At 51.4% G+C, this 13,655-nt stretch carries 10 protein-coding genes; all 10 read left to right on the forward strand.

Features of this window, described 5'->3' with window-relative positions:
- Nucleotides 1-5 precede the first annotated feature (5 nt).
- The 10 genes from proS to truB all read left to right on the forward strand — a co-directional run bounded on the left by proS (nt 6) and on the right by truB (nt 13,650).
- Nucleotides 6-1,454 (forward strand): proline--tRNA ligase, encoded by a 1,449-nt coding sequence (gene proS / locus PAECUDRAFT_RS03030; RefSeq protein ID WP_006036625.1) that lies wholly within the window; start codon nt 6-8, stop codon nt 1,452-1,454.
- A 204-nt stretch (nt 1,455-1,658) separates the two neighbouring features.
- A complete protein-coding gene (locus PAECUDRAFT_RS03035) occupies nt 1,659-5,978 on the forward strand; it encodes a PolC-type DNA polymerase III (RefSeq protein ID WP_006036626.1) in 4,320 nt (1,439 codons plus the stop codon).
- Nucleotides 5,979-6,168: 190 nt separating this feature from the next.
- Complete coding sequence (gene rimP, locus PAECUDRAFT_RS03040) at nt 6,169-6,630, forward strand: ribosome maturation factor RimP (RefSeq protein ID WP_006036627.1); 462 nt, start codon at nt 6,169-6,171, stop codon at nt 6,628-6,630.
- Nucleotides 6,631-6,667: 37 nt separating this feature from the next.
- Nucleotides 6,668-7,768, forward strand: coding sequence for a transcription termination factor NusA (gene nusA, locus PAECUDRAFT_RS03045; protein WP_006036628.1), 1,101 nt, complete (start codon nt 6,668-6,670; stop codon nt 7,766-7,768).
- A 46-nt stretch (nt 7,769-7,814) separates the two neighbouring features.
- The gene (rnpM, locus tag PAECUDRAFT_RS03050; protein ID WP_006036629.1) at nt 7,815-8,126 is read left to right on the forward strand and encodes an RNase P modulator RnpM; all 312 of its coding nucleotides are present in this window, start codon (nt 7,815-7,817) and stop codon (nt 8,124-8,126) included.
- Entirely contained in the window at nt 8,119-8,463 is a 345-nt protein-coding gene (locus tag PAECUDRAFT_RS03055; protein WP_006036630.1) for a YlxQ family RNA-binding protein, read from the forward strand. The genes rnpM and PAECUDRAFT_RS03055 overlap by 8 nt, the downstream gene beginning before the upstream one ends.
- Nucleotides 8,435-11,380, forward strand: a complete 2,946-nt coding sequence (gene infB, locus PAECUDRAFT_RS03060) for a translation initiation factor IF-2 (RefSeq protein WP_006036631.1) — start codon at nt 8,435-8,437, stop codon at nt 11,378-11,380. Before PAECUDRAFT_RS03055 ends, infB begins: the two co-directional genes overlap by 29 nt.
- A 7-nt stretch (nt 11,381-11,387) precedes the next feature.
- Nucleotides 11,388-11,744, forward strand: a complete 357-nt coding sequence (gene rbfA / locus PAECUDRAFT_RS03065) for a 30S ribosome-binding factor RbfA (protein ID WP_006036632.1) — start codon at nt 11,388-11,390, stop codon at nt 11,742-11,744.
- The gene (locus tag PAECUDRAFT_RS03070) at nt 11,741-12,742 is read left to right on the forward strand and encodes a DHH family phosphoesterase (RefSeq protein WP_006036633.1); all 1,002 of its coding nucleotides are present in this window, start codon (nt 11,741-11,743) and stop codon (nt 12,740-12,742) included. Before rbfA ends, PAECUDRAFT_RS03070 begins: the two co-directional genes overlap by 4 nt.
- Entirely contained in the window at nt 12,742-13,650 is a 909-nt protein-coding gene (truB, locus tag PAECUDRAFT_RS03075; RefSeq protein WP_006036634.1) for a tRNA pseudouridine(55) synthase TruB, read from the forward strand. The genes PAECUDRAFT_RS03070 and truB overlap by 1 nt, the downstream gene beginning before the upstream one ends.
- Nucleotides 13,651-13,655 lie beyond the last annotated feature (5 nt).

Genomic DNA, 13,655 nt, shown 5'->3' on the forward strand with positions numbered 1-13,655 from the left:
CGTCTATGGCGAAGGAGAAAGGTTTTGTAACAGAAATTACGCCGCAAAGTGAAGATTTCTCGCGTTGGTATATTGATGTAATTAAGAAGGCGGAACTTATGGATTACTCCCCGGTGCGGGGTTGTATCGTATTCCGTCCTGAAGGTTATGAATTATGGGAAAATATTCAACGCGATCTCGACCGCCGTTTCAAGGAAACGGGCCATCGTAATGCTTACTTCCCGCTGTTTATTCCAGAGAGCTTTTTCCAGAAAGAGAAAGAGCACGTGGAAGGCTTTAACCCAGAGCTTCCGTGGGTAACGGAAGCAGCAGGCGAGAAGCTGGAGGAGCGCCTAGCCGTTCGTCCAACCTCTGAGACAATGTTCGGGCATATGTATGCCAAATGGATTCAATCGTACCGCGACCTGCCGGTTCTTATTAACCAATGGGCGAACGTTGTTCGGTGGGAGAAGCGCACGCTTCCTTTCCTGCGTACAAGTGAATTCCTCTGGCAGGAGGGCCATACCGCGCACGAAACCGAGACGGAAGCGCGCGAAGAAACGATGCGGATGCTGCACGTATACCGCGATTTTGTCCAAGACTTCTTGGCAATTCCGGTTGTAGTGGGCCAAAAGACGCCTTCGGAGAAATTCGCCGGCGCAGTCGATACGTATTCCATTGAAGCGATGATGAAGGACGGCCGTGCTGTCCAAGCGGGTACGTCCCACTACTTGGGAACGAATTTCGCCGTTGCATTTGATATCAAATTCCTTGACCGGGAAAATCAACTGCAATTTACGCATACGACCTCATGGGGCGTAAGCACACGTTTGATCGGCGCATTGATCATGGTGCACGGCGACGACCGCGGTTTGGCTCTGCCACCGAAGGTTGCGCCTACGCAAGCGATCATGATTCCAATTGGACCGCCGAAGACGAGAGACGTCGTTATGCCTCGCGTAGATGAGCTGTTCGCTCAGCTGAAAGCTGCAGGCGTGCGTACTCGGGTAGACGATCGTTCAGACGTAAGCCCAGGCTGGAAATTCAATGAATACGAGATGCGAGGCGTTCCGCTTCGCATTGAGATCGGCCCTCGCGATTGCGAGAACGGACAAGCAGTGCTCGTATCCCGAGTATCGGGCGAGAAGCGTGTTGTGCAACAAGCGAATTTGGTGGAGGAAGTCGAGCGTATGCTCGAAGAAATCCACCACGACATGTTCGAGCGCGCGAAGCAATTCCGTGAAGATAACTTCAAGTCGCTTGAAACGCTGGATGAGATGAAGGCGTTCCTCGAAGACAAGCGCGGATTTGTTGAGGCTGGCTGGTGCGGTTCCGCAGCTTGCGAGAAAACTGTCAAAGAAGAGACTGGCGCTACGAGCCGAAACATTCCGTTCGAGCCAACCTCGCATAAATCGACTTGCCTCGTTTGCGGAGAGAAATCCGAGCATACGGTCGTCTTTGCAAGAGCGTACTAATTGCTCGTTCGTGCATGATTGAACAACGGCTCCCCTATTGCAACAGAGGGGGGCCGTTTTCGTTTCGGCGTCAACTGGAACAATTCCTGCATGCCATTACCGATCAGAATCAAGTATAATGAGATTCGATGAACACAAGATTCGACAGGGCTAGACAATGTCGATGAGTACGGGTCCAAGGCCGATGGAAGGGGCAAGAGGTACATGACGAATCATAAGCGTCAACGTTTTGAGCTGCTTATGAACCAAGCACAAATTCCTGAAGATTTAGTACGCTCTCACTTTCAAGATGGACAGATTGAGCGGGTCGTCGTAAGCGAGAGCAATCGTGAATGGACGATTCATCTTCATAAAACGGCGATTGTGCCGTGGGCTTCATTTTCGTTATTTTGCAGAGCGATAGCTGAACGACTTTCCCATATTGCTGCAATCTCAGTGGTTATGCATTATGATCAATCAATCGAAACATCAGCCATTACACAAGAATATTGGCCATTGTTTGTCGAATGGGCGCAGCGGGAGATGGCTTCCGTTAATGGATGGCTGGCACGCGCTGGCACTGAATCGGATGGCGACCAATTCAGCTTGAGCATGATGGACGCGACAGGCTTAGAATTAGCGAAGAAAAAAGGAATTGACGAGGCGATCGCTAGCTTTTATATGGACCGGTTCGATCGAACGGTACACGTAAAGTTGAAAGCAGGCGCTCAGAGCAATCAGGGACGCCAGGAAGCTTACGAGGAATTCCAGCGTAAAGTGGAGCAAGAAGAGCGCGAAGCGATCCAGCAGATTATGGAAAGCTCGCAACCGGAATCGTTTGACGACGCCGCCGATGAAGGGGATCTGCCCTTGGCTGTCGGATATGATATTCGCGAAGAAGCTGTGCCGATTATGAACATCCGCGAAGAAGAGAAGAAGATCGCGGTCCAAGGTACCGTGTTCGGCTTAGAATCGAAGGAGCTGCGAAACGGCAGCACGTTGTTCACCTTTAACGTAACCGACTTCTCGGATTCGATTGCGATGAAGATGTTTGCGAAGACGAAGGAAGACGTTAAGATTCTTAGCCAGCTCTCGAATGGCAAATGGATTAAAGCAAGAGGACGCGTTGAATACGATCGTTTCATGATGGAGCCCGAGCTCGTAATGATGCCAAACGATTTGCATGAAGTCAAAGCGCCTGCTGACCGTAAGGACGAAGCGGCTGAGAAGCGCGTCGAGTTTCATCTGCACTCCACGATGAGCACGATGGATGCCGTTGCGTCGATAAGCGATTATGTGAAGACCGCTGCGAAGTGGGGGCATAAGGCCATTGCGGTTACGGACCACAGCAACGTGCACTGTTATCCAGAGGCGGCGAAAGCGGCCAAAAAGCATGGCATTAACGTATTGTTTGGTTTGGAAGCGAACGTCATCAACGATGCAGTGCCGATGGTCATCCATCCGAGAGAAGAGACGCTAGCGGATGCAGAGTATGTCGTATTCGATATCGAGACGACGGGTTTGTCCATCATTAACTGCAAGATTATCGAGTTAGCTGGCGTTAAGATGCGGGGCGGACAAGAAATTGACCGATTCTCCACATTCATTAATCCACATGAGAAAATACCGTACCATATCCAGCAACTGACGAATATCACAGACGAAATGGTGGTTGATGCGCCAGAGCTGGAGCCGAAGCTGCGGGAGTTTGTCGAATTTATCGGCGATGCTGTTCTTGTTGCGCACAATGCACGGTTCGATATTGGGTTTATCCAAGCGAATTGCAAAGCGATCGGTCTGCCAGAGGTGATGAATCCGGTGCTTGATACGCTGGAGCTCGCGCGATTTCTTCATCCATCGATGAAAAACCATCGGCTGAACACGCTGTCAGCACGGTATAAAATTAATCTTGAAAATCATCACCGCGCTATAGACGATTCCATCGCATTAGGCGGCGTTTTATTCGGCTTGATTAAAGACTGTAACGAACGTAACGTAACGGGCCTTCATCAATTAAACGATTATGTCGGATTAGATTTGTCGAATAGCCGTCCTTTCCATTGCGGGATCTATGCATTAAACGCAGTAGGGAAGAAGAACTTGTTTAAGCTGATTTCGCTTTCGCATACGGAGCACTTCAAACGGGTGGCATGCATCCCTAAGAGCAAGCTGACGGAGCTGCGCGAAGGTTTGCTTATCATATCTGGCTGCGAGAAGGGCGAGTTTTTCGAGAGCGTGCTGAATAAGACCGAGGAGGAAGCCGAGGATGTTGCGCAGTACTATGATGTCCTCGAAATTCAGCCGGTTGATTTTTATATGCATCTTGTTGAAAAAGGCCTTGTCGGCAGCCGTGCCGAAATTGAAGAAGCGCTGCGTCGGGTTGTTCGAATTGGCAAGAAACTGGACAAAATGGTCATCGCAACGGGGAACGTGCATTATTTGAACCCGCGTGACAAAGTGTTTCGGGATATTACGATTCAAGGCATCACCGGCTTCAGCCCGCTCAAAGGGATGCGAAAGCCGGATGCGCATTTCCGGACGACGGACGAGATGCTTCGGGAATTTGCTTTTCTAGGCGAGGAGAAGGCGTTCGAGGTTGTCGTGCGCAACACGAATGAGCTGGCAGACCGCTTCGAGAAGTTTGATATGTTCCCTTCCAAGCTGTTCACGCCAATCATCGAAGGAGCAGAGGAAGAAATTCGCGCGACCTGCTATGATACAGCCAAGCGCTTGTACGGCGATGAAGTGCCGGATGTTATCGTACAGCGTCTGGAGAAAGAACTCGTTCCGATTATCGGCTACGGCTTCTCCGCCAACTATTTGATTTCCGAGCGATTGGTTAAGAAATCGAATCAAGACGGTTACTTGGTCGGTTCGCGGGGTTCCGTAGGCTCGTCTGTCGTTGCTACGTTCCTTGGCATTTCGGAGGTAAATCCGCTTCCCCCGCATTATCTGTGCCCGAATACAGCATGCAAGCATAGCGAGTGGTTCCTCGACGGCAGCATTCGCAGCGGCTTCGACTTGCCGAACAAGGCGTGTCCGAACTGCGGGACGAACATGAAGGGCGAGGGCCAGGACATTCCGTTCGAAACGTTCCTTGGATTTAAAGGGGATAAGGTACCGGATATCGACTTGAACTTCTCAGGCGAATATCAACCTATTGCCCATAACTATACGAAAATCATGTTTGGCGATAAAAACGTGTTTCGTGCCGGTACCATTGGTACGGTTGCGGAGAAAACGGCGTACGGCTTTGCCAAAAAATATGAGGAAGAGCAAGGGAAAAAGTGGCGCGGCGCAGAGCTAAGTCGTCTTGCATCGGGCTGTACAGGCGTGAAGCGGAGCTCGGGACAGCATCCCGGCGGTATCGTCGTCGTGCCTGATTATATTGAAGTCGAGGACGTTACGCCGGTTCAATATCCAGCGGATGATGTGAACGCAGAGTGGAAAACGACACATTTTGACTACCATGCCTTCGAAGAAAACTTGCTCAAGCTTGATATTCTCGGACACGACGACCCGACGATGATGCGGATGCTGCAGGACTTAACCGGCGTCGACCCGACGACCATTCCGATGAACGATCCGAAGGTTATGAGCATGTTTAACTCGACGGATGCGCTCGGCGTGCTGCCGCAGCAGATTCGTTCGGCTGTAGCGACCTACGGCGTGCCAGAGATGGGCACAAAGTTCGTACGGCAAATGCTTGAAGAGACGAAGCCGTCAACCTTTGCGGATTTGCTGCAAATATCAGGGCTGTCGCACGGTACGGGAGTTTGGCTGGGCAACGCCCAGGAATTAATCAAAAACAATACGTGTACGATCAAAACCGTAATCGGTTGCCGGGATGAGATCATGCTCTTCCTTATTTACAAGGCTGGCATGGATGCTGCGCTAGCTTTCAAAATTACCGAGAGCGTGCGGAAGGGCAGAGGCCTTACGCCGGAATGGATCGAAGAGATGAAACGATGCAAGGTGCCGCAATGGTACATTGATTCTTGCCTCAAAATCGAGTACATGTTCCCGAAGGCCCATGCTGCTGCTTACGTTATTTCAGCCGTTCGTACGGCGTTCTTCAAGCTGTATCATCCGATCGAATATTATGCGACGTATTTCACCGTTCGTGCGGAGGATTTTGATCTGGATTTGTTATGTCAAGGCTATGACGCAATCATGCGCAAATTAGTAGAGATAGAGGAGAAGGGCTTCAACGCTACGCCGAAGGAGAAGAACAGTGTCTCCCTGTTGGAAATGGCGCTTGAAATGACGGCACGCGGCTTCTCGTTCAAGCCGATCGACTTGTATCGCTCCGATGCGACGAAGTTTATCGTGGATGGACAATCGCTCATTCCGCCATTCGCAGCGATTGCGGGCATTGGCGACAACGCGGCACGAAACATTGCGGCGTCACGTGATGACGGCGAGTATTTATCGATTGAGGACTTCCAGATGAAATCCAAAGCGACCAAAACAATTATCGAGGTGCTCGGATCGATGGGCTGCTTCCGCGGCTTGCCGGAATCGAATCAGCTCTCGCTCTTCTAACTGTTGCAATCAGTTGCAACGCTGGCGGCACCTGTGCTTTTCGAATAGGCGGTTGTCACCTGTGATATGGTTATGTTATAATTTTTCTGGTAAAGATGTGGATAGGCTGGCTAACGAAGAGTGGGGAAACCCACTCTTTACGTTTTGTCTCGCCATTTTTCCATTGTCACATTCGGGAGGTCCGTAACATTTGAGTATTTCGATAATCAAAAGCACCGTTGAAGAAATGGTTAAACCTTTCATTGACGAGAATGGGTTCGAGCTTGTAGACGTGGAATATGTGAAGGAAGGCAGCAACTGGTTTCTTCGCATTTTCGTTGATAAGGAAGGCGGCATCGACATCGATGAATGCGGTCGTGTCAGCGAATATTTGAGCGAGCAGCTCGATCAGAAGGATCCGATTACGGATGCTTATTTTCTTGAGGTTTCATCACCTGGTGCGGAACGCCCGCTTAAGAAGCCGGAAGACGTGCATAAAGCCGTCGGGAAGCATGTCTATATGACTACTTATGAACCTGTGCATGGCCAAAAGGAATTCGAAGGTCTGCTGCAGTCGTTTAATGGGGAAGTCGTTTCGATACGCGAGGGTCAGCGGAATTTTGAGATCCCGTATGCAAAGATTGCTTCTGCACGATTGGCTATCGTATTCTAGCACGTTTGTGATTGAATGAAAGGGGGAGCTCATTCTAATGAGCATGGAGTTTATTGAAGCTTTGCAGGAAATTGAGCGAGAGAAAGGGATCAGTAAGGACATCCTTATTGATGCGATCGAAGCAGCGCTCATCTCCAGCTATAAGCGCAATTTTAACACTGCGCAGAACGTGCGCGTCGACGTGAACCGTTTTACGGGCGTAATCAAAGTGTATGCGCGTAAAACGGTTGTCGACGAGGTGCTCGACTCGCGCATGGAAATAACCGTTGAAGCGGCGAGGGAGATTAACCCTCATTACCAGCTCGACGACATCGCTGATATCGAGGTAACGCCGCGTGATTTTGGCCGCATTGCAGCCCAAACCGCGAAGCAAGTCGTGACGCAGCGTATTCGCGAAGCAGAACGGGGACTTATCTATAACGCGTTTATTGATAAAGAAGAAGATATCGTCAATGGTATCGTTCAGCGTCAAGATACGCGCAACCTCTTCGTCGATTTAGGGAAGGTCGAAGCGGTGCTTCCGTTGACGGAACTGATGCCGACCGACAAGTTCAAGCATGGCGATCGCGTCAAATCGTTTATCACGAAAGTTGAAAACACGACTAAAGGGCCGCAAATCATCATGTCCCGGACGCATCCAGGACTGTTGAAGCGGTTGTTCGAGCTTGAGGTGCCAGAAATCTATGACGGCGTCGTCGAGATTCGTTCCGTCGCTCGCGAAGCGGGCTTCCGTTCGAAGATTGCAGTCCATTCGCGCAATGTTGAGGTTGATCCTGTCGGATCATGCGTAGGCCCTAAAGGCATGCGCGTGCAAACAATCGTCAACGAGTTGAAAGGCGAGAAAATCGATATCGTCCGCTGGTCGGAAAATATTGATGAATATGTCGCAAACGCGCTCAGTCCTTCGAAGGTGCTTGAGGTTATTGTCTTTGAGCAAGAGAAGATGGCCCGCGTAATTGTGCCTGACTATCAACTGTCCCTTGCGATTGGTATCAAAGGCCAGAACGCTCGCCTTGCGGCAAAGCTGACGGGCTGGAAGATCGATATCAAGAGCGAGACGCAAGCGGAGCAAGAGTTCGGGCGTCCTAGGTCGGACGAGTCGGATACGATGCATCAAGATTCCGTATCTATCGACTAATAACGCTCTAACGAGAAAAGCTTGCTTCGGAAAGGGGGGATGCACGGTGAGACCGAGAAAGGTGCCATTGCGCAAATGTGTAGCATGTCAAGAAATGAAGGCAAAGAAAGAGCTCATTCGCGTCGTCAGGACGCCGGATGGGGATGTGCTTATTGACTTGACAGGGAAGAAAGCAGGCAGAGGCGCATACCTGTGCGGACAAGTCAGCTGCTTCCGGCTGGCCAAGAAGAGCAGGTCATTCGATCGGGCGTTGAAAGCGCAGGTGGAGCCGGCTATCTACGACCAACTGGAGCAGGATTTTATCGCTGTCGAGGATGAATTCGTTGCTGGCAAGGAGAGTGCAGAAGACGATGAGTAAAGCATTTTCGCATCTTGGCATGGCAATGAGAGCTGGTAAACTCGTTACAGGTGACGACACGGTATTAAAGTCTATACGTCAAGGCAAAGCACATCTAGTCATCGTTGCGGGGGACGCTTCAGACAACACGAAAAAAAAATTTCGTGATAAATGCGGGTTTTACAACGTGAAAATGGCTGAAGCGTTCGATCGAGTGGAACTGGGCAAGGCAATTGGCAAGGAAGCGCGGGTGCTTATTGCAGTAACCGATGCTGGCTTTGCTCGTATGATTGCCACTCAGTTGACCTCATATTCGGAGGTGGACCATATTGACAAAACAACCGGACAGCAAAGATAACAATAAAGATAAGCTTCGCGTATACGAATATGCCAAATCGCTCAACATGAGCAGTAAAGAAATCATTACGATTTTGAAACGGCTGGATTTGCCAGTCAACAATCATATGAGTGTCATGGAGAACCAAATGGTCTCCAAGGTTGAAGGTTTTTTTCGTGATATTAAGCAGAGTGCCGCAGTGAAGCGAGCATCAGAAAGCGCGACGGTTTCGTCTGCAGCAACGCAGCGTCAACCGGAGCATCGCAAGCCAAGCGCGGCTTCTGAACAGGCAGCGGTTCAGCCTTCATCAGAACCGAAAAATCTTATACAGGATAGACAGGGGACTATGAATTCTATTAAAACGACTACGAATACATCCAACCAACAAGGCGATCAACAAGAGCCGCGCGAAGAACAGCGCAATTCGGCGCAACAGCCGACACAGCAAGCTCCACGTCAGCAACAATCAGGTCAAGGCGGCGGTGGATACCGCGGCGGTCAAGGCGGACAGGGCGGAAGCCGAGGTCCAGGTCAAGGCGGTCAAGGCGGCGGCGGATACCGCGGCCAAGGCGGGCAGGGCGGAAGCCGTCCTCCAGGCCAAGGCGGTCAAGGCGGCGGCGGATACCGCGGTCAAGGCGGTCAAGGCGGAAGCCGACCTCCAGGTCAAGGCGGTCAAGGCGGCGGCGGATACCGTGGCGGCCAAGGCGGCGGACAGGGCGGAAGCCGACCTCCAGGTCAAGGCGGACAGGGTGGCGGCGGTGGATACCGCGGTCCAAGCGGCCAAGGCGGAAGTCGTCCTCCAGGCCAAGGCGGTCAAGGCGGCGGCGGATACCGTGGCGGTCAAGGAGGCCAAGGCGGAAGCCGTCCTCCAGGTCAAGGCGGCGGACGTCCAGGCGGATTTGGCGGTGGCGGTTCCCAAGGTTCTGCTCCTCGCACTGGAGCGCCTAGCGGTACGAGCAGAGCGACGGACTCACGTTCCGGCCAAGGCGCACGCCCGTCGGATAACAGCGGCAACAACTGGGCATCGAGAAAGACGAAGCCAGGCGGCAATAACAACAATGGCAGCAGACGTTTTGACGATGGCAAAGGCGGCAACTTCCGCGGCGGCAACGCGCGCGGTGGCAAAGGCGGCAGAAACGGCCGTGGCAGCGTGCCGCAAGTTCATCGTGAGAAAATTGACAACACGCCGAAGAAAATTATCGTTCGCGGTACTATGACGGTTGGCGAACTTGCGAAGCTTCTTCATAAGGATGCTTCGGAAGTTATCAAGAAGCTGATCTTCATGGGCGTTATGGCAACGATCAACCAAGAGGTTGATTTGGATACGATTCAATTGATCGCTACGGAGCTGGGTGTTGAAGAAGTAGAGATCAAGATCCGCGTCGAAGAGGATCAATTCGAGACGGTGGAAGAGAACGACGATGAGTCTGAACTGGAAGCACGTCCAGCTGTCGTAACGATCATGGGTCACGTTGACCATGGTAAAACGACGTTGCTTGATGCGATTCGTCAATCGAACGTAACAGGCGGCGAAGCTGGCGGCATCACGCAGCATATCGGCGCTTACCAAGTCGAAGTTAACCATAAGAAAATTACGTTCCTTGATACCCCAGGCCACGAAGCGTTTACGCTCATGCGTGCCCGTGGTGCTCAAGTAACGGACATTACCATTATCGTAGTTGCTGCTGACGACGGCGTTATGCCACAAACAGTAGAAGCGGTTAACCATGCGAAAGCCGCTGGCGTACCGATCATCGTTGCAGTCAACAAAATCGATAAAGAAGGCGCGAATCCAGATAAAATCAAGCAAGAGTTGACCGAATACGGCCTCGTACCGGAAGAGTGGGGCGGAGATACGATCTTCGTTAACCTGTCGGCGAAGCAGCGCATTAACCTGGAAGGTTTGCTTGAAATGATCTTGCTCGTTGCGGAAGTGAACGACTACAAAGCGAACCCGAACAAACGCGCTCGCGGTACGGTTCTCGAAGCCGAGCTCGACAAAGGTAAAGGTCCAGTTGCACGGGTTCTCGTACAGCATGGTACACTGAAAGTCGGCGATGCTTTCATAGCAGGCAACAGCTTTGGCCGCGTTCGCGCAATGGTCAACGATAAAGGCCGCCGTCTGAAAGAAGCGGGTCCATCGACTCCTGTCGAAATTACGGGCTTGACGGAAGTTCCGCTTGCAGGCGATCCATTCCTGGCATTTGAAGACGAGCGCAAAGCACGTCAAATTGCCGAAACGCGTGCAACGAAAGCGCGTCAATCCGAGCTTACGACGACTAGCCGCGTCACGCTGGACGATCTTTACAAGCATATCAAAGAGGGCGAGATCAAGGATCTGAATGTCATCATCAAAGGTGACGTACAAGGTTCGGTTGAAGCACTCAAAGGCGCACTTGCAAAAATTGACATCGAAGGCGTTCGCGTTCGCGTCATCCATAGCGGTGCTGGCGCTGTAACGGAGTCCGACGTTAACTTGGCATCGGCATCCAATGCAATCGTAATCGGCTTTAACGTTCGCCCAGAGCCGCAAGCTAGTGCAGCTGCGGAGCAGGAGAAGGTTGATGTTCGTCTCCATAACATTATTTACAACGTCATTGATGAGATTGAACACGCGATGAAGGGCATGCTAGATCCGGTGTTCAAGGAAGTTGTTATTGGTCATGCAGAAGTTCGCAACCTGTTCAAAGTAACCAAGGTCGGCACGATCGCTGGTTGTATGGTAACGGACGGCAAAATCACGCGTTCGGCAGAAGCGCGCCTTATTCGCGGCGGCATCGTCTTGTTCACGGGCAAAATCGACTCGCTGAAACGCTACAAGGATGATGCTAAAGATGTGGCACAAGGCTATGAGTGCGGCATTACGCTTGACAAGTTTAATGACATCCAAGAAGGGGACATCGTCGAAGCCTTCGTCATGGAAAAGGTAGAGAGGTGATCGCGTAATGGCAAAAGTCCGAGTGGGACGGGTCGGCGAGCAAATTAAGAAAGAGCTGAGCCAAATTATCCAGACGGAATTAAAAGATCCGCGCATCGGGTTTATTACCGTTACCGGCGTTGATGTAACGAACGATTTGTCACAAGCGAAAGTGTACCTAAGCGTGCTAGGCAGCGATGAGCAGAAGGAAGAAACGCTCAAAGCGATCGCAAGGGGAACAGGCTTTATCCGCTCTGAACTGGGCAAGCGAATGCGTCTTCGCCATACGCCAGTGCTCTTGTTTAAATTCGATGCGAGCATTGCATATGGCAGCAGAATTGAAGCATTGCTGGAACAAATTAATAGCGGAGAGAGTTCGCTATGACCGGCCATACGGTTTACGTGCCGATCGCTCACCAGCTTGAACAAGCGTTGGCATTTATACGTGAAGGAGACGACTTCTTAGTCGTCTCCCACGTACAGCCGGATGGCGATGCCATTAGTTCAACTGTCGTCATTGGATGGCTGTTGGATAAGCTTGGCAAACGTTACACTTTAATAAATGAAGGAGCACCTCCTTCGCGGCTTCATTTTCTCCATCTTTCGAATTCGATTATTAATTATAGCCTCAACAAACCAGAACGTACCTATCAACGAATCATTGCCGTGGACTGTGCTGATTTCAGACGTATTGGCGATGTTGCGAACTGTTTTGCAGAGGGCTACGAGCTGCTGAATATCGACCACCATCCGACCAATGATTTATTTGGCTCCGTTAACCTCGTTTTGCCTTTCGCTGCAGCAACTGTTGAAATCTTGTATGAAATGCTCGAGCAAGCGGCAATCCAATTGGATGAACCGGTTGCTACTGCTGTTTATACGGGTTTATTGACGGATACGGGCGGCTTCCGCTATTCGAACACGACACCACGCGTAATGGAAATTGCATCTCAACTTCTACAACTGGGCGTCTCTGGCCATTGGATTGCTGATTATTTGCTCGAGCGAATGACGATGCCGCAGCTTAAGCTGCTTCAGCTTGCGTTGAACCGGCTTTCGTTCTCCAATGACGCAAAGATTGGCTGGTTATACATAGAGGCGAACGACTTGGCGGCTACCGGTGCAGCGCCAGAGGATCTGGAAGGTCTTGTGAATTACGCGCGCAATGTTGACGGGGTAGAGGTTGGCATTTTGTTTAAAGAAATGCTGAACGGCTCTGTTAAAGTGAGTTTGCGTTCCGCCGGGCGAGCAGATGTGGCAGCGATCGCGCAATCCTTTGGTGGCGGCGGACATGTGCGAGCAGCAGGTTGCCGTCTTGACGGTCCACTCCAGGACTCGGTTGAATTCGTTGTTGAGGCCGTTAGAAAGGCGTTGAGCAGTTAATGGATGGCATCTTGGCAGTATGGAAGCCAGCAGGTTGGACGAGTCATGACGTGGTGGCCAAAGTACGTGGAATAACGCGCGTTAAGCGTATCGGACATGCAGGCACGCTCGATCCGCAAGTGACGGGCGTTCTTCCGCTCTGTATCGGACGCGCAACGCGAGTCGTCGAATATTTGCAAGAACGGCCGAAAGCTTATGAAGCCGTGCTTCAGCTAGGCATTGCGACAGACACGGAAGATATGACGGGCACGACGGTTGAGGAAGTGGACTCGGTATCTGTCACGCGCGAGGAAGTAGCAGCTGCGCTTGCTGCTTTTATCGGCGAGATCGACCAAGTGCCCCCCATGTATTCCGCGTTGAAGGTAGACGGCAAACGTTTGTATGAGCTGGCACGCGAAGGCGTAACCGTTGAACGGAAATCGCGCAAGGTGCAAATTTATCAAATTCGTCTGCTGGAATTCGTTCAGGACGAGCGCCGGCCACGTATCCGTTTTGATGTCGAATGCTCCAAGGGTACCTATATTCGAACGCTTTGCGTGGACATTGGTAAACGGCTTAACGTACCCGCAACAATGGCGGAATTAACGCGTACAATGTCTGGCGGTTTGACGCGAGAGCATTGCTTCACGATTGAACAAATAGCTGCTCTGCAGCAAGAAGGCCAGCTGCAGGCGCAATTGCTTCCTTCAGATGCTGCGCTCACGCATATGACCAAGCTTGTTACGGATCGTCAATCCGCTGTCGTTGCATTGCAGGGGCGCAAGCTTCCCGCTCATCGGGTAACCGGCTTGACCGAAGCGCTGCCTGACGAACCCGTCCGGTTATACGATGAGGATGGGCGTTTTCTAGGCGTATTCGAGTGGGATCGAGCGTTGAACCTGCTTAAGCCGATCAAAGTATTCAATTAAATTAG

It is taken from the genome of Paenibacillus curdlanolyticus YK9 (assembly GCF_000179615.1).
Lineage (GTDB): Bacteria > Bacillota > Bacilli > Paenibacillales > Paenibacillaceae > Paenibacillus_T > Paenibacillus_T curdlanolyticus.